The following is a 24,459-nucleotide window of genomic DNA, read 5'->3' as shown; positions in this document are numbered from 1 at the left end:
GGCCTCAGGCATGTCCGAAGCGGAGATGCCTGAGGCGTTGTCTTGTCGCTGCTTGTCAGCGCTTAGGTGTTGAAGCGGAAGTGAATGACGTCGCCGTCCTGCACGACATATTCCTTGCCTTCGTCCCGCGCCTTGCCGGCTTCTTTTGCACCGCTTTCGCCGCCGAACTGGATGTAGTCGTCAAAAGCGATGGTATTTGCGCGGATGAAGCCGCGCTCGAAGTCCGAGTGGATGACGCCGGCGGCAGCGGGTGCCTTGGTGCCGCGCTCGATGGTCCAGGCGCGTGTCTCTTTTGGCCCCACCGTAAAGTAGGTGATGAGGTCGAGGAGCTTGTAGCCTGCGCGAATGAGACGGTCGAGACCGGCTTCGCTCAGCCCGAGCGCCTCGAGGAATTCCCGCGACTCTTCTTCCGGCAGCTGTGCGACTTCCGATTCAATGGCGGCGGAGATGACCACCGTTTCCGCGCCCTGCGCTTTTGCCATCGCCTCGACGGCGCGCGTATGGGCATTGCCGTCGACCGCATCGGCTTCAGCGACGTTGCAGACGTAAAGGACGGGATGCGAGGTCAGGAGGTTGAGACCCTTCAGGATCAACAGTTCCTCGGCATTCAACGTGGAGAGAAGTGTGCGGACCGGCTTGCCTTCGTTCAGGAGCTTCAGCGATGCATCCATGATCGGCAGGGCGGCGACCGATTCCTTGTCCTTGGAACTTGCCCGCTTGCGGGTCTGCTCCGTGCGGCGCTCCAGGCTTTCGAGGTCGGCGAGCATCAGCTCGGTTTCGATCGTGTCGGCGTCGGCGACCGGATCGATCTTGCCCTCGACATGGGTGATGTCGTCGTCTTCAAAGCAGCGCAGCACGTGGACCACGGCATCGACTTCGCGGATGTTGGCGAGAAACTGGTTGCCGAGGCCTTCGCCTTTCGACGCGCCACGGACGAGGCCGGCGATATCGACGAAGGCGATGCGGGTCGGAATGAGCTCCTTGGACTTGGCGATGTCGGCAAGTTTGCGCATCCGGGGATCCGGCACCGCGACTTCACCCGTGTTCGGCTCGATGGTGCAGAAGGGATAGTTGGCCGCCTGCGCCTGCGCCGTTTTCGTCAGCGCGTTGAACAGCGTGGACTTGCCGACATTCGGCAGACCGACGATACCGCATTTGAAACCCATGGCGTGACGACCCGTCTCTTCTCGTTTTGCAATGCGGTGCCTATGGGCGAAAGCGGCTAAGGGGTCAAGGGGTGGGCTGTCGCAGGTGCGGTCTGACGGCGCAGCTTCTCTTGGCGAGCCGGTGAGGTGCGGCCTGAGCCGCACTTGAAACCGATGGCTTGCGATGTGATATAGCGGCATGCCTGCATCCGGGCCTTTCCGTCAGAAGGCATTTGCCCATGAGCGATGATACAACCACCACGCCGAAGACCGTGACCAAGCCGAAGCTCGACCGGCCTAAACTTTACAAGGTCATTCTGCTCAACGACGACTACACGCCGCGTGACTTCGTCATCATGGTGCTGAAGATCGTTTTCCGAATGAGCGAAGAAACCGGATACCGGATGATGCTGACCGCCCACAAGATGGGCTCCTGCGTCCTTCTGGTCTGCGCGCGAGACATCGCGGAGACCAAGGCGAAAGAGGCGACGGACCTTGCCAAGGAAGCCGGGTTTCCGATGATGCTGACCACCGAGCCGGAAGACTGATCAGGCCATCGCGGCGGTCTTGTTCTCTCGGGCCGCTTACTCGTCCTTGTTGCCAAACATCTTCTTCAGCATGTCCGCCATCGGTCCGGTCGTCGGCAGTATTTTCGGCTGGGCATGGTTGCGTGCCGCGCGGATGTGGGATTGGCCTGCGGGCTTTGCCTTTGGCGCCGGCTCGGCGGGCGGCGGGCTGCCGGTTGCGAGCGCAAGCTTGTTCATGAGTTGCGAATCCTCGCCCTTGGCCAGCATGTCCGCATTATCAGCCAGTGCTTCCAGCAGCGGGTCGAGCCAGATGCGGTCGGCTTTCGCGAAGTCACCGAGAACGTGGCGTTCCACCAGCTCCTTGGCGCCGGGATGTCCGATGCCGAGGCGCAGGCGGCGGTAGTCGCGACCGCAATGGGCGTCCATGGACTTGATGCCGTTGTGTCCTCCATGGCCGCCGCCCGTCTTCAGTCGGGCCTTGCCGGGCACCAGATCGAGCTCGTCATAAATGGCGACGACGCTGCCCACGGGAACCTTGTAGAAGCGCATTGCCTCACCGACAGCTTCGCCCGAGAGGTTCATGAAGGTCTGCGGTTTCAGCAGCAGCACGCGCTCGCCGCCGAGGTCACCCTCGGAGATCTCGGCCTTGAACTTCTTCGTCCATGGTGAAAAGGCGTGGCGACGGTGGATCGCGTCGAGCGCCATGAAGCCGATATTGTGACGGTTTCCCGCGTATTTCGGGCCCGGATTGCCCAGTCCTGCAAAGATCAGCATGTTTCGTCTCGGTTCGGTCGCCGGTTCGGGTGCATGGTCATTGTTGCCAACGCATGCCGTTCAGCCCGTGTCATGCACCGCGCAGGCCCGTTCCTGTCAAGCCGCGCGGGCAGCAGTAGACCCTATTTCGACGATTTTTCGTACCGACGCTCCATCTCGGCCTGGGTGCCGTCTGCAATCAGGCGGTCGAGAACCGCCTGCATGTCAGCGATGGTCAGATCCGGCACGGCTTTGTTGCAGGCAATGCCGGAACGTGTCGTCTCCACATCCAGGATGGCTTCGAGGGGCTGGCCCTGTTCGCGCAACTGATCGTATGCTTTGCGGGTCAGCAGCACGAGATCGACGCGGCCGGCGAGAAGCTTCTTCAGGGAAAGATCGATGCTGGGGGCGGTATCCAGATGCGGAAATCCCTTGTTGATTGCGAACAGCTCACCGCTGTCACCCTTGTAAACGGCGATCGTAAAAGCCTTTGCAGCGTCGAGCGAAAGAGGGCGCGCATTCCCGCCTGTGCGGCCGACCAGCATCAGCGTATCGATATTCAGCGGCGCTACCCATTTGAAGCGTTCTGCGCGCTCTGGCAGCAGCGTCGTCGTGAAGACGCAGGTCGCGGGGTCTGTTTCCGCCGTGGCGATCGCGCGAGCCCATGGGACGATGTCGAGCGTATAGTTGGGATGGACTTCGGCCATGATGCGGCGGACCTGATCGACCGAGGACCCGGTGATTTCACCGTCCCGGGTGAAGGCGAAGGGCGAATATTCCTCCGTCAGCATCGTGATGGTCCGTTGAGCGTCAGGCGCTTCGGACGATTGCGCGAGGGTAGGGGTCGTCGGCAAGAGGACGCACAGAAGGGCAGCGCCCGATACCGTCAAACCACGTACCTGCCATGATCTCGTTCGTTGCATGCCTGCCGTCATTCCTTGCCCGTCATCAGCCCTCTTTGGGCGCTTGTCGTGGTACATTCGGTTCAGGCCGTGGTTGCCTTGGCTTCCGAATTGCTTTCCAGCATTTTCAGCATGTCGCAGATCGGCATCGGCTTGCTGAAGAAGTAGCCCTGGCCATAGTCGATGCCGAGCTTCTTCAACAGCTCCCAGTCCTCCAGCGTCTCGATTCCCTCGGCGACCGTGTCATAGCCCATCTGGTTCGAAATGGTTCGGATGCCCTTGATCAGCATGCGGCTCTTGCGGCGGACGTCCACCTCATCAGCCGTCAGAGACCGGGTAAAGGACTGGTCCACCTTGACGATATCGACGGGGAAGCGGTTCAGATAGCTGAGCGAGGAATAGCCGGTTCCGAAATCGTCGAGCGCGATCCGGCAGCCGAATTCACCGAGCTGCTTCAGCACGGCATGGACCTCCGGGCTGTCGAGCATCAGCACGGCTTCGGTAATTTCGATCACGATGCGGCTGGGCGCGATGTGGTTTTTGAGAAGCAGCGCCGCCAGCTTGTGGGGGAGAGTGGTCTCGAACTGCATCGGGGAGAAGTTGACCGCGATGTACGTGTCTCCCGTGCCCTCCAGTCGCGAGATAGCAGCGAGATGTCCGATGGCCTTTTCCAGAATACGCTCGCCGATGCGGCCGATCGTTCCTGTTTCCTCTGCGATGCCGATGATGCGGGCAGGGGGGAGAATGCCTTTTTCCGGATGGTTCAGGCGCATCAGCGCTTCGAACCCGACGATACGGCCATCGCTCATGCCGACGATTGGCTGGAGGTAAGCTTCGAACCAGTCTTCGCGCAGGCCTGTTTCGATATACTGGGCGATCTCGTGGCGCTCGCGGGCGGCGTCCAGCATTGACGTGTCGAACATCTGCTTGCCGTTCTTGCCGCCATGCTTGCGCGCATACATCGCGATGTCGGATTTCAGCAGGAGATCCGAGGCGTTTTCGGCATGGATCGGATAGAGGGCGATGCCCACGCTGCAGCTGACCGACAGCTCGGTGCCCCGTACATAGATCGGTTCGGCAAGCCCCGCGCAGATGCTGTCGCCGATGTCGCTTGCCAGCGTCTCGACGTTTTCGCCATTGATGAGAATGGCAAATTCATCGCCGCCGATACGCGACATCGTATCTTCCGGGCGCAAGTTGGCGCGGACGCGGGAAACGACCTGCCGCAGAACTTCGTCGCCGACGGCATGGCCGAAATTGTCGTTGATCCACTTGAAACGATCGAGGTCGATGAAGACGCAGGCGAGTTCGCCGAAACGCTCGTCAGCCCTGCGGATGCCGGCGTCCAGCGCTGCCTCGAAGCCCTGACGGTTGAGGAGGCCGGTGAGGTGGTCCGTCATGGCCTGCACGTGATTGCGGCTTTCCGCCTGCTTCAGCGCGGTGATGTCAGTCATGACGGCGAGGGCAGCATCCTCTGTCTGGCCGTGGCCGAGCGTCATGGTTTCCTGTATCAGGACAGTCATCGTCTCGCCGTCCGCCTTCAGGAAGGGGACGGTCACTTCACACGTGTTCTGCAGACCTGCGGCGATACGGCGTTCGCGATAGGCCTCGTGAGCCGACGTTTGGATGAAGTCCGAAAAGAGACGGTCGATGACGGCTTCCCGCGCATAGCCCGTCTTGCTGAGCCAGAAATTGCTGACGGCGACGATCCGGTCTTCCAGATCGATCGAGAACAGCATGGCCGGGGTCAGGTTGTAGATTTCGGTGGAGCGCGCGTGCGCACGGCGAAGGGCGTTCTGCTCGTTTTCCAGACGGCTCTGCATTTCGTTGAACTTCAACACGAGCGCGCCCATTTCGTCGTCGGATTCCCATTCGACTCTTTGACGCGACCCGAACAGGCGGCTCATCTCGATGGCGGCCGTCAGGCGCAGGAGTGGGCGAATGACAGTGATGCGATTGCCGATAATGGCGGCGATGAAGACCACCGCAATGGCAATGAGGAGAATCGAGAATATGACGAGTTCGTCATTGCCGAAGCGGGTAAGAAGACCCTCTTTCCGCACATGTAGCTCGACCGCTCCGACGGACTTCCGGCCTGACGGAGCATCATAGACGATGTCTCGCGAGAAGACCGAATGGGGCGCGGCGCTTTCATCGTCCTTGGCAGGATAGGCTGCCGACGGTCCGCCCGACGTGCCGGTAACCCTGACGAAGGCAATGTTACTGTCGGCGGCCAGCGCGCGCACGATCTGGTTCATGGCTTCCGTGTCGAAGTCCCAGAGCGGCTTTGCCAGCGCCTTTGCCCCGGCATCCAGCATGATTTCGGCATTGGCGATCTGCTCGCGCTCGATGCGATCTGAGGAGAGATAGAGGAAGAGTAAGATCAGCGGTGCGACGAATACCAGCATGGCGCCGCAGACGATCGCGACGAAGCGATGTTCCACGGAGTGCATCATTCTCCTGCCCCTAAAAACGCCCTTGCCATCACTCGTTCCCCGCACGGTGCCGCATGCTGGAACATGCCGCACAACCTGCGGCAACATGACCATAAAAGCATTAAATGTTATTGAAGCGGCGGAGCGTCTTTTGAATGCAGAAAGGCCCGTCTGCTGGGTGCGGACGGGCCTTTCAAAGAAACGATAGCGTTCGTAAAACCTAACTGTAAGTAAGGTTTACTCGGCGTTACCTTCGTTTGCCGTATCACCAGCAGCTTCGCCAGCTGGCGTACCTTCTTCTTCTTCGGCCGTCAGGACGTCCGGAGCAGCGATGGTCGCAACCGTGAAGTCGCGGTCTGTGATCGTCAGCGTGGCGTTCTCGGGCAGCTTGATGTCCGAGATGTGGATGCCGTCGCCAACCTTTGTCAGGCTGCTGAGGTCAACGGTGATGGCTTCCGGGATCGCGTTCGCGGGAACGACCAGTTCGATCGTGTGACGGACGACGTTCAGAACGCCGCCGTTCTTGATGGCAGCGGACTTGTCTTCGTTTTCGAAGTGAACGGGCACTTCAACAGTGACGACGCTGTTCTTCGACACGCGCAGGAAGTCGACATGCATGGTGAAATCGCGCACCGGGTCGAGCTGATAGTCCTTCGGGAGGACCTGGATCTTCTCGCCATTGACGTCGATCGTGGCAACCGTGGTCATGAAACCGCCGGCATGAATGCGCTGCGTGACTTCCTTCGTGGACAGGGCGATGGAAATCGGTGTCTGCTTGTCACCGTAGATGACAGCAGGAATAAGACCGTTGCGGCGAAGTTCACGGGAGGACCCCTTACCAACCCGTTCGCGCGTTTCGGCCTTGAGCTCGTAAGTTGCGTTGCTCATGGCAGTACCTTTCTTGTTGTGAAGCATTCGCAGGGCGCGCTGGCCTTGCGAATTGAGGTTTTGAGGCCTCATCCGCGTTTGCCTCCAAGGGTGTCTGCGCGGACGCGCGTCCATAACGGAGAACGCCCGGAATTGCAATGGTTCCCGCTCTTGAGGCTCTTCAGAGGTCGGTAACCGTCCTGCGAGATCGCATCGGCACGTTAAGGATCTGAAGGCAGCGGACGTGGCATGCACAAGCTGTCTCTTATAGGTGTGCCATGCCGACCATTCTTTCCTGCATGACGATCGATCATAACTTTCCTCTGCTGATGGCGGCGCTTGTCGTCTGCATCCTGGGCTCGGTCCTCACGATGCGGCTTTATGCCCGGGTGCGGCGGACCCAGGGCGTCCAGAAGCTGAACTGGCTGTTTCTGTCCGGCAGTATCGGCGGCTCCACCATCTGGTCCACGCATTTCATCGCGATGCTCAGCTACCGGATGCCGATCGATCACGCCTATGATCCGCTTATGACGATGTGGTCGCTGGCGATCGCCGTTGGTTTCACCCTGTTCGGCTTCGCCGTCACGGCTGGACGGCGCACCGGTGTTACCATCGAGGTCGGGGGTGGCATTGTCGGGCTTGGCATCGTGTCCATGCATTATGCAGGAATGGCCGCGCTGCTCGTGGCGGGATTAAAGACCTGGGATACGGTGCTCACGGTTGTCGCCGTCGTTCTTTCCGTCGGTCTCGGCGCCATTGCCACCAACCGGATCGCTCGACCGGTCACCCGCTTCTGCAAATATGGCGGTGCGACGGGCCTCGTTCTCGCGATTCTTTCGCTGCATTTCACCGCTATGGCAGGTATGACGGTGGTTCCGGATCCCACGATGTCGATCCCTGCAATGGCAGTGGCGGAAAGCGTGCTCGCCGCCATGGTTCTGCTGATCATGGCCGTCATGATGGCGCTCGGCGCCTCCGCCTATGTGATCGACCTCAACTCCAATCAGATGGCAGCCGAGCGGTATCGCCATCTCTCCCTGCACGACCCTTTGACGGGCCTTCCAAACCGCGAAGCGCTGCATGAGCATGTCGGCGAGGCGATGCGGCAGCCGCGGGACGACACGGCACGTCTGGCGCTGGTGGCTATCGGTATCAACAGGTTCAAGGATGTGAACGATGCCCATGGGCAGGCGGTCGGCGACCGTGTCTTGCGGACAATCGCCGAACGGGTATCCGGTATTCTGCAGCATGGCGAGTTCCTCGCGCGTGTCGGGGGCGACGAGTTCGTGGCCGTTCGGGATCAGTTCTTCATAAAGACCGACGCGAAGGAATTCGCCGAACGGATCCTCGGCGCCGTGAACCTGCCGATGGATCTCGAGGGCCGAGCGTTCCGCGTGACGGCAAGTGCCGGTATCTCGCTCTTTCCTGGCTCGGCGCAGACCGCTATCAACCTTGTGGCGCAGGCGGATCTTGCCATGCACCGGGCCAAGGCCAACGGAGCCGGCGCTGTGCGGTTCTACAAACCGAGTATGGATGCGGCCACGCGCGACCGCAGCCTTCTTTCGATCGATCTTCATCATTCCATCGATCGTGGCGAACTCGAACTCTATTACCAGCCCCAGAACGATACGCTGAGCCGTGATATTATCGGATACGAGGTGCTGCTGCGCTGGCGTCACCCGACACGGGGTATGGTGTCGCCCGCCGAGTTCATTCCGCTGGCGGAGCGGACGGGCTTCATCCAGACGCTGGGTGACTGGGTGCTGGAAACGGCTTGCCGGGAGGCCTCGTCCTGGGCACAGCCCGTCCGCATCGCCGTCAACGTCGCGCCTGCCCAGCTGGCCGATATGCTCCTGCCGCACCGTGTGCGCGACATCCTGCTCCAGACGGGCCTTTCGGCGGATCGGCTGGAACTCGAGATCACCGAATCCGGTATCATTGGCGACCAGCAGCACGCCTTGCACATTATCCGACAGCTGAAGGCCATGGGCGTAAAGATCGCCATGGACGACTACGGCACCGGCTATTCCTCGCTGTCGACGCTGCAGAACTTTCCGTTCGACAAGATCAAGATCGACCGCAGCTTTGTCGATGGCATCGGTCGCAGCCGACCTGCGGAAGCGATCGTGCGCTCGACCATCATCCTCGCACGCAGCCTCGATATCCCCGTGCTCGCCGAAGGCGTGGAGACGGAGGAGCATATGACGTTCCTGAGAGGTGAGGGGTGCTTGCAGGTCCAGGGTTATCTTTTCGGGAAACCGCAGCCACTTTCCGACATCAAGACCGCGGTCATGACCGCTATCGAGGCCAGCCCCCCATCGCTCGACGAAGACATCGTCGATCTTCCCACCGCAACGGCAGCCTGAAGATCTCGCAAGGCGCAGCCGTCAGGAGGTGCGTGAAGCTTTGCTGCGTCCGGACCTGACATGGGCGAGGAGCAGCATGAGCCCGCCCGCCACAATACCCCAGAACGCGCCGGAGATGCCGGCGAAGCTGACACCGGATGCCGTAACCAGGAAGGTAATGGCCGCACCGTCCCGGGTCTCTGCGTCTTTGAACGCGGCGGAGGCCGACGTCGCAAAGGCCCCGATCAGCGCAAGGCCCGCCACGGCCTGGATGAGCACGGGCGGCGCGAGACCGACGAGCAGGGTCACGGTGGCCGCGAGAAGGCCGAAGACGATGTAGAAGATGCCGGCGATGATGGCCGACCAGTAGCGTCGTGCCGGGTCGGCATGCGAATCCGGCCCGGCGCACATGGCCGCCGTGATCGCCGCCAGGTTGACGGCATGGCCGCCGAAGGGCACGGCGAAGAGCGAGAAGACACCGGTTGCGGCAAAGAGCGGACCCGGCTCGGGTGAATAGCCGTGGACTTTCAGCACCGCGATACCGGGGATATTCTGCGACGCCATGGTGACGACGAAGAGGGGCAGGGCGATCGACACGAGACCTGCGAGAGTGAACACCGGCATGACAAACACTGGCTGCGGGACAAGCGTTTCGACGACGCGGTCCATCGTGCCCGGCGGAATATCGATGCCGAAGACGATGACGAGGGTGAAGGCGAGGAGGGCGGCGGGCACGGCCAGCAGCCGGTTGATCGCTCCGGCGATTGCCCAGGCCAGCACGATCGGCAGGCCGAGGGCGGGATCGATCCCCACGGCCTTGACCGGAGCAAAGCAGAGCGAGAGCAGGACGCCCGCGAGCATGGCGTTTGCGAGCGGGGCGGGGATCATGGCGACAAGCCGGCCGAGCGGGCGCCAGAGGCCGGCGATGACGATCATGACGCCGCAGAGAACGAAGCCACCTGCGGCGGCTGGAAATCCGCCGGCAATCGCACCAGAGCTGGCGATCAGGGCTGCGCCCGGGGTCGACCAGGCTATGCTGATGGGCAGACGGGTCCAGACGCTCAAAAGGATCGCGAGGATGCCCATGGAGACGGAGAGGGCCATCAGCCCGGATGCTGCCTCGGCTTCCGTCGCACCCACGGACGACAGTCCGTGAAGGATGACGGCGAAGGAACTGGCAAAGCCGACAAAGGCCGTGAGCAGGCCCATGAACAGGCTCTGGAAGGAGATGTCTCGCAGCATGATCGTCCGTCGGAAGGATATGAAAGAGCTGGCCCTTGCGGGCATGGTGTCCTTTCGCTGTAGCAAGTTGAAAGCCGAGAGGACACAGGCCCGCGCGAAATTTCCTGAATGGACCGTTCCGGCAACAGCGGGAGCCCCGGCGCGCCCGGCATGGACCTTTCCGGAAATCCCGTTATAGTGCCCTTACCGTCAGCTTTCGGGGAGGAGAGCGGATGAACCATTCGGATCACGTTCAGGCCGTGGCGCATCATGCGTCTGCGGCAGCCAGTTCGCCCGTTGCCGCCTCGTGGCGGCGATGCATGACCGTTCATGGACTTTCGCCGGAGGAAGCGCGGTCGCCGCTCCGGCTCGACGAGCGGGCATTCAGCGATGCCCGTGAGGAGAGCGGAGCCTTGCTCGAAGAGGCGCGGGGCGAGATCGACCGGCTGTTTGCGACAGTCGGGAAGGCGGGTTGCTGCCTGCTGCTGACGGATGGCAACGGCGTCGCGCTGGACCGGCGGGGCGCAGCCGGCGACGACGATGATTTTCGTGGAATAGGTCTGTGGTCCGGTACGCTCTGGAGCGAGGCCAGCGTCGGCACCAACGGCATCGGAACGGCCATTGCCGACGAGCGGCCCATCGTCATCTATCGCGACCAGCATTTCCTCAGCCGCAACACCGGTCTTTCCTGCGCCACGGCACCGATCCGTGACCACCGGGGGCGGGTCACGGCGGCAATCGATATCTCCACCTGCCGGGAAGACGCCGGGGAGATGGCTATGACCATTCTCTCGCAGGCGGTGCGCGATGCCGCAGCGCGGATTGAATCGAATCTCTTCCACCGGGCCTTCAAAGGCCATCGCGTGCTCCTCGTGCCGGCGGAGGGGAAAGCGACACCGGCGCTCCTCGCCATCGATCGCGACGACCTCGTCCTCGGTGCGACGCGGGCGGCCCGGCTGACGCTCGGGATCGATGATGTGAGAATCGCGGCAGGCATTCCTGCCTCGGACCTCCTGCACGACCGTCCCTCAGGCGAACACGAGAACCTCGATGACGCGGAGCGTGCCGCGCTTCGCCGAGTGCTGTCTCGGGCCAGTGGGAATGTGTCGGCTGCTGCCGAAAGCCTCGGCATCAGCCGGGCAACTCTCTACCGGAAGATGAAGAAGCTCTCGATCGACTGAGAAGGCTGCTGTTTGCGGTGCAGCACGGGTTGCACTGCACCCTTGTCGCAGATGTGAGACATTCGCGCCCCCGAAGCGGTTTCCGCCTCTTTTGCTACGCGATGTTCCGGCGCAGGTTCTCTCCAGACAGAGGTAGCTGTCCTTTGGAGGAGAACCACATGCTGCACCAGAAGATCGTCGAGAACCCGTTCAAGCAGACGTACGGCAACTTTATCGGAGGGGCTTGGCGCGACGCCGCAAGCGGCCGGACGTTCGACAATACGACCCCCGTCACGGGCGGCGTGCTCTGCAAGATCGCCCGCTCGGAGGCCGCCGACGTGGAACTGGCGCTCGATGCCGCCCATGCCGCCAAGGACAAATGGGGCCGCACCTCGACCACCGAGCGCGCCAATATTCTGATGAAAATCGCCCAGCGCATGGAAGACAATATGGAGCTGCTGGCGCGGGCGGAGACCTGGGACAACGGCAAGCCGTTGCGCGAGACCATGGCGGCCGACATGCCGCTCGCTATCGACCACTTCCGCTATTTCGCGTCCTGCGTCCGCGCTCAGGAAGGCACGATCGGCGAAGTCGATCGCGATACCATTGCCTATCACTTCCACGAGCCGCTTGGCGTCGTCGGGCAGATCATCCCCTGGAACTTCCCGATCCTCATGGCCGCGTGGAAGCTAGCCCCGGCACTGGCGGCCGGCAACTGCGTCATCCTAAAGCCGGCCGAGCAGACACCGGCATCCATCCTCGTTTGGGCCGAACTGATCGCCGACCTGCTGCCGCCGGGCGTGCTCAACATCGTGAACGGCTTCGGTCTGGAGGCCGGCAAGCCGCTCGCCACCAATCCGCGCATCAACAAGGTTGCCTTCACCGGGGAGACATCGACCGGCCGGCTCATCATGCAATATGCGAGCCAGAACCTCATTCCGGTCACGCTCGAACTCGGTGGCAAGTCGCCGAACATCTTCTTTGCCGACGTGATGGCGGAGGATGACGACTATCTCGACAAGGCGCTCGAGGGCTTCGCCATGTTCGCGCTTAATCAGGGCGAAGTTTGCACCTGCCCGAGCCGGGCGCTGGTCAGCGAAAAGATCTACGACAGGTTCATGGAAAAAGCGCTGAAGCGCGTGGCAGCCATCAAGCAGGGCAATCCGCTCGATATGGCCACCATGATCGGCGCGCAGGCGTCCTCCGAGCAGCTGGACAAGATCCTGTCCTACATGGACATCGGCCGCCAGGAAGGCGCGGAAGTTCTCATCGGCGGCGAGCGCAACATGCTTGAGGGCGAGCTTGCCGGTGGTTTCTACGTCAAGCCGACGGTGCTGAAGGGCCACAACAAGATGCGGGTGTTTCAGGAGGAAATCTTCGGCCCCGTGGTCTCGGTCACCACCTTCAAGGATGACGCGGAAGCGCTTGAGATCGCCAACGACACGCTCTACGGCCTCGGTGCCGGCGTATGGAGCCGCGATGCGAACCGCTGCTACAACTTCGGCCGCAACATACAGGCAGGACGTGTCTGGACGAACTGCTACCATGCCTATCCCGCCCACGCTGCCTTTGGCGGCTACAAGCAGTCCGGCATTGGGCGCGAGACGCATAAGATGATGCTTGATCACTATCAGCAGACCAAGAACATGCTGGTCAGCTATAGCCCGAAAGCTCTCGGATTCTTCTGAGACCAGAGGGAATCCGCGCATCCGTGAGGCCATCTCCCGTTGTCAGGGAGGTGGCATGCGGTCGCGGTCAACCGTGATGAACGACCAGAGCCAGCGCGCTCCACAAGAGCAGTGAGAGACTGATGCAGCTCAGATAGCACTCCGTGCGGTACGACATGATGTGATCCTCCCAAATCGTGGACGCAACTATGTCACAATTATGAACAGGTCGTCACTCACTAAATTTAGGCATATCTCATAAATGGACACTATCCACATGCATGGCATTGTCGCCGGCGATATGCCGGACGGGCAGAAACGGGTTCTTGCAACAGAGGTGGCGCTCGCCTTCATCGAGGAGATCCGCCAGGATCATCCCGACATTCTGTTCCATCAGTCCGGCGGCTGTTGTGATGGCTCCTCGCCCATGTGCTATCCGGCGGACGATTATATCGTCGGGGATCACGACGTATGCCTTGGCGAGATCGGTGGCGTGCCAGTCTATATCAGCGGCAGCCAGTTCGAGGTCTGGAAACTTACGCAGCTGATCATCGATGTCGTTCCCGGGCGCGGCGGCATGTTCTCACTGGACAACGGTCGCGAGAAACGGTTCCTCACCCGCTCACGTCTCTTCTCCGGCGGCGAAGCCTGTGCCGTACCCACGCGCACCTGAGAGAGCAGGCGCTCAAAGCTCGACCCGGAAAATCTTCAGGACCATCTTTTCCGAAGTCGTGACGGGCTGAAGGTAGGCGGGAACAATGCCCTGGCCGAGCGTGGCATAGAGCCCGTCGGGAGCATGATCCGCAATCAGGCTTGTCTGGCCGTCCGTAGCGCAGAAGGCAAGCAGTGTGACGCCGTTCCTGATCAAAAGATCTTTCGCGGTTTCAGCCGGGGCAAGTCCGATATTCAGTTCCGCAAGCATGCCCGCCTGGTTGCGATGATAGGGAGCCGCGAGCACGCGGTGGTGCGTGAAGCGCAGGATAGAGGCGCCTAGATTGGAGGGAGCTGCCACGACGCCGATGGGTTCGTCGGCCAACGGAGCGATCGCGTCACGTGCGACGCAGGCGCTCGGCGCTATCCCCCCCATCACCGTGTCGTCCGCACCGGTGATCTTTGCCACGCCCGCTGCAGCGACAGCCCAGGCGCTCGGGAGCGAGACCAGCATCAGCCCGGCAAAGGCGAGTTCCGCGCCGATGATTTTCGGTTCGCGGTGTGCTCGGGTACGCAGGTCGGAAACCGCAAGCGACAAGGGGAAAATCGACAGAAAATTGAGGAAGGTGGTGCCGCGGATCTGAATCATGCTGATCGCAAGCGTTGGAAGGCAGAGCGCGAGGAAGACGAGATGCAGTTCCCGACGGTCGTTTCGCCAGATGCGCACGAGGCAGACGATGATGGCGATGATGCCGGCCGCAAAGCCGAAGCCGAGATAGGAAGGCATGGTCTGCACCGTTTGTACGATCGACTGCGCTTCCTGTACTCGTTCCAGCCAGAGGGTCTTCAGGAGTGGATCGAGCGAGGCGAGGGGATTTTGCAGGCATTGCGGTGCGCTCGAGAGCGTGATGGCGGCAACGGCCACACCCGAGGCGGCAAGGGCCAGAATGCGTGCCCGTCGCGAACGCTGGCTTGTGATGAGGGCGGAAAGATAAAGCGCCAGACCGCCCGCAGTCGCGATGGCGAAGAAGCCGAATGAAAGATTGTCGCAGGTCACCGTCCCGTAGAGCCGAGGCGGCGTTGTGGCGATGAAGGTCGCCGCAACCGTGGCGGCAAGCGACAGGCCGAAGACCATGGCGGCTCTATCCATCGACTGGCCATGCCACGCCCAGCGGAGCGAGACGACCAGTGCGGCGACCGCCACCAGCGGGGTTGTTTCCGCGCCGACGGCGATGGCGAGCCCTGCCATGATGCCAGCAATGGCATGGCCGCTGGTCCGGCCGAGAGGATCGGTAAGGCCGGCCACGAGCAGAGCGATCAGGGCAAGCTGGACGTTGTGATGGTCGATATTTCCCGGCTGGAAGCGCACATTGCTGATCATCGACATGGCGATCAGAACGAGACCGATCATCATGGTCTGGTATCCGCCGATATTCCGGCAGGCCCTGGCCACGCCCGCGACGACGGGGACGATCAACAGGATCGGCCAGATGAAGAGAGCTGCCGCCTCGGCGGCCTCCGGTTTCAGGAACAGGCCGAAGACGATAATCAGCCCGGCGATCGGCAGATCCACGAGGCGCGACCAGTGCATCAGGGTACCGCCGTCCAGGCCGAGGCGGTATTGCATCATGTCGAACCAGCCTTGTCCGAGGAGAAAATCCCTGATCTCGACGAGGCGCATGGCGTCGTCATTGTCTGCCCCGACATAATCCGTAGCCCTGATACCGGCAACGATGGAGGCGATGGCGACGACGAGAATGGCGAGGAAGACCGCGACCCGAGGCGTGACGGCCCTTTTCGGCGATGTTGCTGTCGATGGCGCGACGTTGCGAGAGGCGGGTTCGGAAAGGGTCACGGCGGAAGGCCTCGCAATCGTCATCCGGGGTGTCCGGCTGGCAGGAACCATAGAAGGCGAAGGTGAAAAAACCTTTGTCGAACAAGGGTAACCGGAGCGCTCGATCATCGACCATTGACCGGGTATCGTCTTCAACGAGACCTTAAGATTTCCCGGTCATTGTCGTGCGATCGCCACGGATGACATCGATGCAGACGCTTCCGACAGATCTCAGGATCGCCGTACTCCTTCCATGCTATAATGAAGCGGCGACGATCGTGTCGGTCGTTCATGCGTTCCGCACGGCATTGCCCCTTGCGCGCATCCATGTTTACGACAACAATTCGACCGATGAGACGGCGTTGCGCGCAGCGCTCGCGGGTGCCCACGTCACGCGGGAGACGCGGCAGGGCAAGGGCCATGTCGTGCGCCGCATGTTCTCCGACGTCGATGCCGATGTCTACGTGATGGCGGATGGCGACGGCACCTACGCGGCGGCGGACGCGCCGGCGTTGATCGCCACAATGATCTCCGAGCGCGCGGACATGGTGGTGGGCACGCGAAGGGGCGTTAAGGCGGATGCGGGCCGGCAGGGGCACGCCTTCGGCAACCGGCTGTTCAATCGGCTTTACCGGACTTTGTTCGGCAATGATTTTACCGACATTTTTTCGGGATACCGTGTGTTCTCGCGGCGCTTTGCCAAGAGCTTTCCGGCCATTTCCGGCGGGTTTGAAATCGAGACCGAGATGTCCGTGCATGCTTCGAGGCTGAAGCTCCCGGTTTGCGAGATGCCGCTCGATTACGGCCGGAGGCCGGAAGGATCGCATTCCAAGCTCTCCACATTCCGGGACGGCGGGCGGATCCTCTGGATGTTTGCGATGCTGATGAAGGAGACGCGGCCCTTCACCTTCTTCGGCACCATCAGCGCCGCCTTCATGGCTTCGAGCCTCGTCTTCATGGCGCCTGTCCTGGTCGAATATTTCGAGACAGGTCTCGTTCGGCGCATGCCGACCTGGGTACTGTCGGTTGCCTTGATGATGATTTCGTTCATGATGTTTACCGCCGGTCTGATCCTAGACTCTCTTGCCCGTGCTCGCGCAGAGCAGCTGCGGCTGCACTACATGGCCCTGCCGTCGAGCCCTTTCCTGTCCGAAAGCATGTCTGTCTCGGCCAAGCCGATGCCGCAGGAAACGGGCGATGCGCGGAGTGCGGCTGCGTGATGCCGGAGGCCGGGCGATGAACCGCGAGACCACCAACCGTATCCGCTTCGTGCTGGAAGACCTGCTGCCGCCGGTGGTGCGGGATTCTCGTCTGTTCCGTGCGGCCGCCAAGCTGGTCTGGGGCGAGCACATCGTCCATCTCGCCAGCTTTCGCGCCCGCGCGCCATTTTTGACGGAAGCGGAATATGAGGACCTCTACCGCAAGCACCCGCGCGTGCATGAGGGGACCGATAACTCGGTCGCCTGCATCCGTCGTATCGCCGGCGCGATCGAAGGTGAAAGCGTCTGCGATGTCGGCTGCGGGACCGGCGCGCTCCTGAAACATGTTCAGGCAGCACAGCCGGCCCTCAGTCGCGTGACTGGCGTCGATTTCGTGGTCGACGATGCCGCAAGTCTTCCGGGTGTCGAATATGTTGCTGCTCGTATCGAGGATCTGCCTTTTGCGGATGGCGAATTCGATACGGTCATTTGCACGCATGTCATCGAGCATGTGCTCGACTATCGGAAGGCTATCTCCGAGTTGCGCCGGATCGCGCGCCGCCGGTTAATCATCGTCGTACCGCGCGAGCGGGAGTATCGCTACAGCTTCAATCCGCACTTCAACTTCTTTCCCTATACGCACTCCTTCCTGCGCGCCCTCCACCCGGTTCCCGCGATCCATGTCTGCGAGGATATCGGCCGCGACATCTTCTATTGCGAGACGGTCGAGAGGGCAGGGAACGTCGCTGGCCGCAACGAGACGGCTGCGGCATGATCGGGGGAAACGACAACCCGGCTCTCTGGTTGGGCCTGATCGGAACGCCACTGATGATCGCAATGGGGCAGGTATTGTTCAAGCTGTCGAGCCGCACCACGGGCGACTTCGGCGTGGCCGGCATCGTTGCGCTTCTGCTCAATCCGCTGATGATCGCGGCGCTTGCGGTCTATGGCGTGGGAACACTGGTCTGGATCTTCGTGCTGAAGAGCGTGCCGCTGACGATCGCCTATTCGTTCATGGCGCTGACGTTCTGCTTCGTGCCGCTGCTCGCCAGCGTGTTCCTTGGGGAAGCGCTGACCTTGCGCACCGCCATCGGCGCAGTGCTCTTGATCGGCGGGATGATCGTCATCAACAGCTGAGGCACACGCCCGCAGCCGGGCGCGATGTCAGTCGAACAGGCTGGATACGGATTCTTCCTGGCTGGTGCGGTTGATGGCCTCGCCGATCAGGTTTGCGGTCGAAATCACGCGAATATTGTGCGCGGACTGCACGGCCGTCGTTGGCTGGATGCTGTCGGTGATGACGAGCTCCTTCAGCTTGGACGAGGTGACGCGCGCGACGGCGCCGCCTGAGAGCACGCCATGCGTGATGTAGGCCGTGACGCTGGTTGCGCCGTTCTTGAGCAGGGCTTCCGCCGCGTTGCAGAGCGTGCCGCCGCTATCGACGATGTCGTCGATCAGCAGGCAATCCTTGCCGGTGACGTCGCCGATGACGTTCATGACTTCGGATTCACCTGCGCGTTCACGGCGCTTGTCGACGATGGCGAGCTGACAGTCCAGGCGCTTGGCGAGCGCGCGGGCGCGCACCACGCCGCCGACGTCGGGCGAAACGACCATGACGTTGCTAAGCTCGTAATGCTCTTTCACGTCGCGCGTCAGGATCGGCACGGAGTAGAGATTATCCGTGGGGATGTCGAAAAAGCCCTGGATCTGGCCGGCATGCAGGTCGAGCGTCAGCACGCGGTCGGCACCGGCTTCGGTGATGAGGTTCGCTACGAGCTTTGCGGAGATCGGTGTGCGCGGGCCGGGTTTGCGGTCCTGACGGGCATAGCCGAAATAGGGGATGACGGCCGTGATGCGCCGTGCCGACGAGCGGCGCATGGCGTCGATCATGATCAGCAGTTCCATCAGATGATCGTTCGTCGGGAAGGACGTGGACTGGACGAGGAAGACATCCTCGCCGCGCACGTTCTCCTGAATCTCGACAAAGATTTCCTGATCGGCGAAACGCCGGACCGTTGCCCGCCCGAGCGGAAGATTGAGATAGTTGCAGATCGCTTCGGCGAGGAGCCGGTTCGAATTGCCCGCGAAAACCTTCATCGATGGTCCGCCTGTCGTGCTGTCCGGGATAGGCCCGAACCGGACGGTCCGTTTGCCGTAATCCGCAAGATTCCGTAAACCCGCATCCCAATGCGCGTCGGTCTCAAGGAGCGTGCCCCTGTCGATGCCGATGGGCGCTTCATAGCGGCCTTATCCTCGAATGCAAGAGGAACGCCGGTATGGAGAGGGTTTATCCGAAAAAGATTTCGAAGGCGGTGCCGGAAAAGGCGTTTTAGAGGCTTCGAAAAGACGGGCGCGCTCATTCTCAATCGGCCATTCTCAACCTGCCGTGGCATCCCGCCAGGTCACGTACTGCCCGACGCTCTTTGTGGCTATGTCGCGCATCGTCTGCGGGGGGACGCCCGACCAGAGATCGGCGCCCTTGGTCTCGACGCTGTCCTGCCCCTGGATGCGGTGCAGGCGGTTGCCGGCCTGATCGAGCACGTCCCAGACGTAGACGATCGTGGTCTTGCGACCATCCTTGAAGGCCGAGAAATAGCCCTTGAGGATATGCTGGCTCCCGGGTTCGGCCGCCGTCTTGATGGTGAGACCATGCGAGCGGGCTTCGGAGCCCAGTTGCTCGGAGAGGGGGCGGATAGCCTCGACGGGAGCGCCCATGATGGGGAGAAAGCGGATGCTGCCGGCAGGGCCTGCCTTGGCGGCCGGGGCGATGGCGGCTTGCTCTTCCGGTGCGCTGCCGGCTTCGGCGGGTACATCGTTCTGCGCTGTTTCTGCCGGCTCGGATCGCGGCGCCTCGGCGCTCCGCGTGCGTGCGGCGGCCTCGGTCTCGCTGACCTGGTTGCCGTTTGCAGGAAAGCCGACCGCGCTTTCGGACGCTGAGACCTGCGGGGGCGGATTGCTGGAGAGCGCTTGAGCCTGCGCCTCGAAGGAGCCCGCAGGATTGCGGTAGCTCTCGTCGCCACGTGCATAGGCGGTGCCGGTGATGTCGGGCTGGTCCGCCCGCGGTGCGGCCTGATCGGTATAGTTCGGATCGGACAGGCTTGCCGACCGTTGGACCCGCATTTCATGGACGGCGACCGCACCGGCGGGCGCGCTGTTCACCACCGGCTGCTGCGACGACATGGTGTCGAGGTCGGCCTGATTGACCGGCGAGGACTGATAGCTGCCGTCGCCGACATTCTCCGGCGGGGTCAGCGCGTCGATGCTGTTGCAGGACGACAGCGCGAAAAGGAAAGGGAGGGCCAAGAGCGTTGCTGCGGCGCGGCTGCGCGCGATGTTCGTCGTCGTTGCGAAGAGGGTGCGCACGGTCGACCTCCGTCCTGGACAGATGCAGCGCACGTCGCCCGTCTCCAGCACCCGGTACGCCTCATGGCGAACGTCAGGATAGCTGCAGTATATACGCCGATACGCTGGCACACTGTGACGCCATCCGAAGGGCCTATCCCTTCGGTGCTGAGCGTCGAGGCGGCCAGTCTATCGCGATAATCCTAAGAACCCGTTTTGATCGGGCTTATCCTTTTTGGGGCTGGCGAGCGCCTGTCCCCGCTCTATCGCCGGGCGCCCGTCACAGGTCGATGACATCGAGGCCGTAGCGCGACAGAGCCCGTGGCGCACCGTCGGTCGTCAGGTAGGTCTGCCCGAGCGTCATGGCCGTACCGCTGTCGCTGTCCATGATGATCATGTGCACGAAAAGCGACATATTGGGCAGGATCTCCTGCGGATTGCCTGCGTGGAACATCTGCTGTTCCATCCACGAGGGCGAGAAACGGGCGCCGAGCGAGTAGCCGCAGGCGTTCAGCCGGTGCTTGGCCAAGCCGCGTTCGTCCATGATCTTCGCATGGACATCGAAAACGGTGCCGAAAGTGTTGCCCGGCCGAAGGACCATCTCGATCGCCTGAATGGTTTCGCGGCAGGCGCTGTAAAGCTCGCGATGACGGTTGGTCACCTCGCCGACGACGATCGTGCGCATCATGGCCGCGTGGTAGTGGGCGCTGACGCCGGCCCATTCAAGCGTGAGCTGGTCCTGCGCATCGAGCTTGCGGCGGCCGGCCTTGTAGCGGCAGAGAAGGGCGTCCGCGCCCGACCCGATGATGAACTCGTTGGCGGGATAGTCGCCGCCGCCTGCAAAAACCGCGCCCTGCATGGCGGCGAGGATGGCCGCTTCGTCGCCGCCGGGGCCGATCAGCGGCAGGGCTGCATCCAGCGCGTCGTCGGCCAGGCTTGCGGCCTTTTCGACATGGGCGATTTCGGCGGGGCTCTTGATGAGCCGCAGCCGTCCGACCAGCATGGATGCGTCGATGATCTGTCCGAAGCTTGCCATCTGGTGATCGAGCAGCCGGGCGATACGGCCGGTCATACCGTGCGTGTCGTATTCGATCCCGATACGCGCGCCGAGGAGGTCGAGTTCGCTCAGCAGGTTCTTGAGGTCCATCGTCGGGTCGGCATTGACCCTGTCGACCCAGACCTGGATGCGCTCGATATTGGAGGTGTGGCGCGCCTGACGCAGATCGGCCGACCGCGTCAGCAGGACCATGGAGCCATCGGATTTTACCACCAGCGTCTGGAAGAAGCAGTAGCCGAAGGTGTCGTAGCCGGTCAGCCAGTACATGCTCTCCTGCGCGAAAAGCAGCAGCGCGTCGAGCTTGTCCTCGCGCATCTTCGCCGTGAGGCTGGCAAGGCGCGCGGCGTACTCGTCCTGGGTGAAGTGAAGGGCCATGTCATGCCTCCCTGATGCTGATGGCGGAAATCTGCCGACCGTAATCCGGCTCGCCGCGATGGGTTGTCCGGCGGTACGAAAAGAAACGAGCCTCGTCCTCATAGGTGCAGAGGCCGAGTTTTTCGGCCTTGACGCCGGCCGCCACAAGGCGCGCGACGGTCAGGCCGGGGAGGTCGAACATCGCGTGACCGGAGCGCTCGGACGGGGTGAAGAAGCTGGTATAGGTCGAGTCGTGAGCAAGGAACCGCTCGACGAATTCCGGCCCCACCTCGTAATTGCCGGGGCCGATGGAAGGGCCGAGGCAGGCGACGATGTTTCCGCGAGTCGCGCCGAGCTTTATCATGGCGGAGATCGTGTTTTCGAGGACGCCGGTCAGCGCACCCTTCCAGCCGGCATGTGCGGCACCGACGACACGGGCCTGCGGGTCGGCGAAAAGGATCGGGCCGCAATCGGCCGAGAGGACGCCGAGCACGATGCCGGGTGCCATCGTGACCAGCGCATCGGCTTCCGACCGCGTGCCGTCGTAATCGTGGCCGACGGTGACGACATCGGGCGAATGGATCTGATGGACGGTCGCGAGCTTTGCGACAGGCTGGCCGAACCATGCGGCAATGCGGCTGCGGTTTTCCTCGACATGGGCACGGTCGTCCTTCGAGCCGAGGCCAACGTTCAGCCCCTCGTAAACTCCCTCCGAGACGCCGCCCTCTCGGGTGAAGAAGCCATGGGCGATGGAAGGCGATGCGGAGGTGAGCAGCGCGCTCTGAAGGGGGGAGGGAAAGGCGTCGTCCTGCATTGGTCTTTCGCCCTTTTTGATGTCAGCGTTTTCACGGGAACGAGCGATGCCAAGCATGGCTCGCCTCTGATTTGCGCGGGATGTTGACCTTTTGCCGCCTGCCGTGTCAATCGCGCAGGCCGAAGACGGCATCTTCAGCGGTGCGATCCGCTCAGGCCTGAAACGGCACGAGGGCCACGGCGGGGTGGCTGACGGCGAGGACTTTGAACAGTTCGCCCATCTTGCCTTCGCCCGAGCCGGAAAGACGCTCGGCATCCTGTCGTACGCCTTCCTGCACGATGATGTCCTTGCCGCGCGCAAGCGCTTCGGCACGTTCGCGGATGCCGAGGGCAAGCAGGAAATCGCCCTGATAGGTCAGGCCGTTGATCCGCAGTCCCTCTGCGACGGCGCGGCGGGCGAGCTGTTCGAAGTCCACATGGCTCGTGATGTCAGCTTCGCCGGGGTGGGCAAGCGGCGGGTCGAACTGATGGGCGCGAACCGCTTGCAGCGTATCGCCGTAATTCGTCGCCATATGGCCATAGTCGATGATGAGGGCAGAGCCGTCGGTGCGCTTCAGCCGTGCGGAAATGGCGGCCATGACCGCGTCACGGGCCGGGGCGACCTCGAAGATGGTGCCGAGGGGCAGGTTGTCTCCTGGCGGCAAAAGGTCAGGGTCGATGGTCGCGACGCCTGCCGTGAAGCAGAGATTGTCGTCGGCATCCAGGCCCACCATGCGCTCGCGAAAGCCCTGCTCGGTCTTTACGAACTGGCGGATGGGGATGGCGTCGAAAAGTTCGTTGGCAACCAGCAGCATGAAGCCGTCCGGGATCTCCTCGAAGCTCTCGTGCCACGCGATCTTGAACTTGTGGGCGACGAGCGTCTGGCTCTGGACCTTCTGCAGGCGCTCGCTTGTCTCGACCAGATGCACGCTGGCCTTCTCATAGAGCTCCGGTGACAGGCGGGAAAGAACACGCAGGATATCCGCCATCATGGTGCCGCGGCCCGGGCCGATCTCGGCAATGGCAACCGTTTCCGGCTGGCCGTGACGGCGCCAGGCCTCGAACAGGAACATGCCGATGAGCTCGCCGAACAGCTGGCTGATCTCGGGCGCCGTGATGAAGTCGCCGCTTTGCCCGAAAGGTTCGCGCGTCCGGTAGTAACCGTGTTCGGGATCGGCAAGGCAAAGCGCGAAGTAGTCGGTGACGCTGATCGGTCCCGATGCCAGGATGATCGCCTTGATCTTCTCTGCAAGCGGCGTGGTCACAGGCGCGTCCTCGAAAGGGTTGCGGCCCGGCGGGCGCGCAGAATCGCCCAGACACCAAGCCCGACCATCGGTAGCGACAGCAGCATGCCCATCGTCAGCCAGCCCCCTGCGAGATAGCCGATCTGCACGTCCGGCTCGCGGAAGAACTCGACGAAGATGCGGGCAAGGCCATAGCCGGTGATGAAGACGCCGGCGACAAGCCCGGGTTTACGCAGGGCGTGGCGCTTGTAGATGAGGAACGCTAGCACGAGGAGCAGGAGAATGCCCTCAAGGCCTGCCTCGTAGATCTGGCTCGGATGGCGCGCGAACGGCCCGCCGGTCGGGAACACGATGGCCCAGGGCATGGAGGAGAGGCGACCCCATAGCTCGCCATTGATGAAGTTGGCGAGGCGGCCGAAGAGCAGACCGATCGGCACCACGGCGGCCACGACGTCGAACAGGCTCCAGATCGGAATGGACCGCTTGCGAGCGAAGATCAGCATGGCGAGGATCGTGCCGATGAGGCCGCCATGGAAAGACATGCCACCGTTCCAGATCTCGAAAGCCCGCAGGGGATTGGCGATAACGGAGGGCAGGTCGTAGAACAGGATGTAGCCTATGCGCCCACCGCCGACGATGCCGACGGCCACCCAGAGGAGGAAGTCGTCGAGATCGACCTCGGTGATCGGTGCCTTGCCGCCCCACAGCGTCTCGTTGCGCACGATACGGCGGGCGTAGAACCAGCCGAGCAGGATGCCCGCGACGTAGGCAAGACCGTACCAGTGGATCTGCAGCGGGCCGATAGCGATCAGGACGGGATCGATCTCCGGGAAGGGCAGGATCGAAAGAAGGCTTGCGATGGGTTCCAAAGGACGTGCTTCAGCCTCGGTTTCACCCGGCCGATCCTTTGGCAGACCCGGCAACGGATCAGGACCTGCGACGGGTGGTTTCTTTGCGGACCGGT

General features: G+C 62.3%; 21 protein-coding genes. 8 read left to right on the top strand and 13 right to left on the bottom strand.

Translation table 11 applies throughout. The annotated features are described in order from the left end of the window. Nucleotides 1-62: 62 nt before the first annotated feature. The gene (gene ychF / locus BSG19_RS03280) at nucleotides 63-1,166 is read right to left on the bottom strand and encodes a redox-regulated ATPase YchF (RefSeq protein WP_092934690.1); all 1,104 of its coding nucleotides are present in this window, start codon (nucleotides 1,164-1,166) and stop codon (nucleotides 63-65) included. A gap of 218 nt (nucleotides 1,167-1,384) precedes the next feature. Here ychF and clpS point away from each other — a divergent pair, with 218 nt between their 5' ends. Next, nucleotides 1,385-1,693 carry an ATP-dependent Clp protease adapter ClpS gene (gene clpS, locus BSG19_RS03275; RefSeq protein WP_092984785.1) on the top strand — a complete coding sequence of 103 codons (309 nt, stop codon included), beginning with the start codon at nucleotides 1,385-1,387 and terminating at the stop codon, nucleotides 1,691-1,693. A 36-nt stretch (nucleotides 1,694-1,729) separates the two neighbouring features. Here clpS and pth read toward each other — a convergent pair whose 3' ends face one another. The 4 genes from pth to BSG19_RS03255 form a co-directional block, all read right to left on the bottom strand. Next, nucleotides 1,730-2,446, bottom strand: coding sequence for an aminoacyl-tRNA hydrolase (gene pth / locus BSG19_RS03270; protein ID WP_092984783.1), 717 nt, complete (start codon nucleotides 2,444-2,446; stop codon nucleotides 1,730-1,732). 122 nt (nucleotides 2,447-2,568) lie between these two features. Further along, a complete protein-coding gene (locus BSG19_RS03265; RefSeq protein WP_170865844.1) occupies nucleotides 2,569-3,216 on the bottom strand; it encodes a substrate-binding periplasmic protein in 648 nt (215 codons plus the stop codon). A 194-nt stretch (nucleotides 3,217-3,410) separates the two neighbouring features. Next, on the bottom strand, nucleotides 3,411-5,783 hold the full coding sequence (locus BSG19_RS03260) for a putative bifunctional diguanylate cyclase/phosphodiesterase (protein WP_092984779.1): 2,373 nt from the start codon (nucleotides 5,781-5,783) through the stop codon (nucleotides 3,411-3,413). A gap of 216 nt (nucleotides 5,784-5,999) precedes the next feature. Further along, complete coding sequence (locus BSG19_RS03255; RefSeq protein WP_092984777.1) at nucleotides 6,000-6,650, bottom strand: 50S ribosomal protein L25/general stress protein Ctc; 651 nt, start codon at nucleotides 6,648-6,650, stop codon at nucleotides 6,000-6,002. A gap of 257 nt (nucleotides 6,651-6,907) precedes the next feature. Here BSG19_RS03255 and BSG19_RS03250 point away from each other — a divergent pair, with 257 nt between their 5' ends. Next, nucleotides 6,908-8,995, top strand: a complete 2,088-nt coding sequence (locus BSG19_RS03250) for a putative bifunctional diguanylate cyclase/phosphodiesterase (RefSeq protein WP_092984775.1) — start codon at nucleotides 6,908-6,910, stop codon at nucleotides 8,993-8,995. Nucleotides 8,996-9,016: 21 nt separating this feature from the next. On the opposite strand, the gene BSG19_RS03245 is transcribed toward BSG19_RS03250, so the two are convergent. Continuing rightward, complete coding sequence (locus tag BSG19_RS03245; RefSeq protein ID WP_092984773.1) at nucleotides 9,017-10,216, bottom strand: benzoate/H(+) symporter BenE family transporter; 1,200 nt, start codon at nucleotides 10,214-10,216, stop codon at nucleotides 9,017-9,019. Between the two features lie 212 nt (nucleotides 10,217-10,428). Here BSG19_RS03245 and BSG19_RS03235 point away from each other — a divergent pair, with 212 nt between their 5' ends. The 3 genes from BSG19_RS03235 (at nucleotide 10,429) to BSG19_RS03225 (ending at nucleotide 13,695) form a co-directional block, all read left to right on the top strand. Then, a complete protein-coding gene (locus tag BSG19_RS03235) occupies nucleotides 10,429-11,376 on the top strand; it encodes a helix-turn-helix domain-containing protein (RefSeq protein ID WP_092984769.1) in 948 nt (315 codons plus the stop codon). A 158-nt stretch (nucleotides 11,377-11,534) separates the two neighbouring features. Beyond that, the gene (gene adh, locus BSG19_RS03230; RefSeq protein ID WP_092984767.1) at nucleotides 11,535-13,043 is read left to right on the top strand and encodes an aldehyde dehydrogenase; all 1,509 of its coding nucleotides are present in this window, start codon (nucleotides 11,535-11,537) and stop codon (nucleotides 13,041-13,043) included. A 256-nt stretch (nucleotides 13,044-13,299) separates the two neighbouring features. After that, the gene (locus tag BSG19_RS03225; RefSeq protein ID WP_244529072.1) at nucleotides 13,300-13,695 is read left to right on the top strand and encodes a DUF779 domain-containing protein; all 396 of its coding nucleotides are present in this window, start codon (nucleotides 13,300-13,302) and stop codon (nucleotides 13,693-13,695) included. Between the two features lie 12 nt (nucleotides 13,696-13,707). Here BSG19_RS03225 and BSG19_RS03220 read toward each other — a convergent pair whose 3' ends face one another. Continuing rightward, complete coding sequence (locus BSG19_RS03220) at nucleotides 13,708-15,552, bottom strand: hypothetical protein (RefSeq protein WP_092984765.1); 1,845 nt, start codon at nucleotides 15,550-15,552, stop codon at nucleotides 13,708-13,710. Nucleotides 15,553-15,716: 164 nt separating this feature from the next. On the opposite strand from BSG19_RS03220, the gene BSG19_RS03215 reads away from it, so the two are divergent. The 3 genes from BSG19_RS03215 to BSG19_RS03205 are packed head-to-tail and all read left to right on the top strand — an operon-like array spanning nucleotide 15,717 to nucleotide 17,843. Then, a complete protein-coding gene (locus BSG19_RS03215) occupies nucleotides 15,717-16,727 on the top strand; it encodes a glycosyltransferase (RefSeq protein WP_092984763.1) in 1,011 nt (336 codons plus the stop codon). Continuing rightward, entirely contained in the window at nucleotides 16,705-17,481 is a 777-nt protein-coding gene (locus BSG19_RS03210; protein WP_244529071.1) for a class I SAM-dependent methyltransferase, read from the top strand. The genes BSG19_RS03215 and BSG19_RS03210 overlap by 23 nt, the downstream gene beginning before the upstream one ends. After that, complete coding sequence (locus BSG19_RS03205; RefSeq protein WP_244529070.1) at nucleotides 17,478-17,843, top strand: EamA family transporter; 366 nt, start codon at nucleotides 17,478-17,480, stop codon at nucleotides 17,841-17,843. Before BSG19_RS03210 ends, BSG19_RS03205 begins: the two co-directional genes overlap by 4 nt. A 27-nt stretch (nucleotides 17,844-17,870) precedes the next feature. Here BSG19_RS03205 and BSG19_RS03200 read toward each other — a convergent pair whose 3' ends face one another. From BSG19_RS03200 to lgt, 6 genes are all read right to left on the bottom strand, one after another. Further along, nucleotides 17,871-18,803 (bottom strand): ribose-phosphate pyrophosphokinase, encoded by a 933-nt coding sequence (locus BSG19_RS03200; protein WP_092984761.1) that lies wholly within the window; start codon nucleotides 18,801-18,803, stop codon nucleotides 17,871-17,873. A 279-nt stretch (nucleotides 18,804-19,082) separates the two neighbouring features. Then, on the bottom strand, nucleotides 19,083-20,069 hold the full coding sequence (locus BSG19_RS03195) for a hypothetical protein (RefSeq protein WP_348272114.1): 987 nt from the start codon (nucleotides 20,067-20,069) through the stop codon (nucleotides 19,083-19,085). A 259-nt stretch (nucleotides 20,070-20,328) separates the two neighbouring features. Then, nucleotides 20,329-21,480: a M24 family metallopeptidase gene (locus BSG19_RS03190; RefSeq protein WP_092984759.1), complete on the bottom strand. Its 1,152-nt coding sequence runs from the start codon at nucleotides 21,478-21,480 to the stop codon at nucleotides 20,329-20,331. 1 nt (nucleotide 21,481) lies between these two features. After that, nucleotides 21,482-22,273, bottom strand: coding sequence for a peptidoglycan editing factor PgeF (gene pgeF / locus BSG19_RS03185; protein ID WP_092985550.1), 792 nt, complete (start codon nucleotides 22,271-22,273; stop codon nucleotides 21,482-21,484). A gap of 151 nt (nucleotides 22,274-22,424) precedes the next feature. Further along, nucleotides 22,425-23,516, bottom strand: coding sequence for a class I SAM-dependent methyltransferase (locus tag BSG19_RS03180; protein ID WP_092984757.1), 1,092 nt, complete (start codon nucleotides 23,514-23,516; stop codon nucleotides 22,425-22,427). Continuing rightward, on the bottom strand, nucleotides 23,513-24,364 hold the full coding sequence (gene lgt / locus BSG19_RS03175; RefSeq protein WP_092985548.1) for a prolipoprotein diacylglyceryl transferase: 852 nt from the start codon (nucleotides 24,362-24,364) through the stop codon (nucleotides 23,513-23,515). Before lgt ends, BSG19_RS03180 begins: the two co-directional genes overlap by 4 nt. Between the last annotated feature and the right edge of the window lie 95 nt (nucleotides 24,365-24,459).

Origin of the sequence: Rhizobium sp. NFR03 (assembly GCF_900111275.1) — a bacterium.
GTDB lineage: Bacteria > Pseudomonadota > Alphaproteobacteria > Rhizobiales > Rhizobiaceae > Ferranicluibacter.
This window is presented reverse-complemented; position numbering and strand designations above follow the sequence as displayed.

What these genes read in the sequence shown, in the direction of transcription:
- ychF (WP_092934690.1), bottom strand. Translation starts at nt 1,166, where the DNA reads ATGGGTTTCAAATGCGGTATCGTCGGTCTGCCGAATGTCGGCAAGTCC.
- clpS (WP_092984785.1), top strand. Translation starts at nt 1,385, where the DNA reads ATGAGCGATGATACAACCACCACGCCGAAGACCGTGACCAAGCCGAAG.
- pth (WP_092984783.1), bottom strand. Translation starts at nt 2,446, where the DNA reads ATGCTGATCTTTGCAGGACTGGGCAATCCGGGCCCGAAATACGCGGGA.
- BSG19_RS03265 (WP_170865844.1), bottom strand. Translation starts at nt 3,216, where the DNA reads ATGCTGACGGAGGAATATTCGCCCTTCGCCTTCACCCGGGACGGTGAA.
- BSG19_RS03260 (WP_092984779.1), bottom strand. Translation starts at nt 5,783, where the DNA reads ATGATGCACTCCGTGGAACATCGCTTCGTCGCGATCGTCTGCGGCGCC.
- BSG19_RS03255 (WP_092984777.1), bottom strand. Translation starts at nt 6,650, where the DNA reads ATGAGCAACGCAACTTACGAGCTCAAGGCCGAAACGCGCGAACGGGTT.
- BSG19_RS03250 (WP_092984775.1), top strand. Translation starts at nt 6,908, where the DNA reads ATGCCGACCATTCTTTCCTGCATGACGATCGATCATAACTTTCCTCTG.
- BSG19_RS03245 (WP_092984773.1), bottom strand. Translation starts at nt 10,216, where the DNA reads ATGCTGCGAGACATCTCCTTCCAGAGCCTGTTCATGGGCCTGCTCACG.
- BSG19_RS03235 (WP_092984769.1), top strand. Translation starts at nt 10,429, where the DNA reads ATGAACCATTCGGATCACGTTCAGGCCGTGGCGCATCATGCGTCTGCG.
- adh (WP_092984767.1), top strand. Translation starts at nt 11,535, where the DNA reads ATGCTGCACCAGAAGATCGTCGAGAACCCGTTCAAGCAGACGTACGGC.
- BSG19_RS03225 (WP_244529072.1), top strand. Translation starts at nt 13,300, where the DNA reads ATGCATGGCATTGTCGCCGGCGATATGCCGGACGGGCAGAAACGGGTT.
- BSG19_RS03220 (WP_092984765.1), bottom strand. Translation starts at nt 15,552, where the DNA reads ATGACGATTGCGAGGCCTTCCGCCGTGACCCTTTCCGAACCCGCCTCT.
- BSG19_RS03215 (WP_092984763.1), top strand. Translation starts at nt 15,717, where the DNA reads ATGCAGACGCTTCCGACAGATCTCAGGATCGCCGTACTCCTTCCATGC.
- BSG19_RS03210 (WP_244529071.1), top strand. Translation starts at nt 16,705, where the DNA reads ATGCGCGGAGTGCGGCTGCGTGATGCCGGAGGCCGGGCGATGAACCGC.
- BSG19_RS03205 (WP_244529070.1), top strand. Translation starts at nt 17,478, where the DNA reads ATGATCGGGGGAAACGACAACCCGGCTCTCTGGTTGGGCCTGATCGGA.
- BSG19_RS03200 (WP_092984761.1), bottom strand. Translation starts at nt 18,803, where the DNA reads ATGAAGGTTTTCGCGGGCAATTCGAACCGGCTCCTCGCCGAAGCGATC.
- BSG19_RS03190 (WP_092984759.1), bottom strand. Translation starts at nt 21,480, where the DNA reads ATGGCCCTTCACTTCACCCAGGACGAGTACGCCGCGCGCCTTGCCAGC.
- pgeF (WP_092985550.1), bottom strand. Translation starts at nt 22,273, where the DNA reads ATGCAGGACGACGCCTTTCCCTCCCCCCTTCAGAGCGCGCTGCTCACC.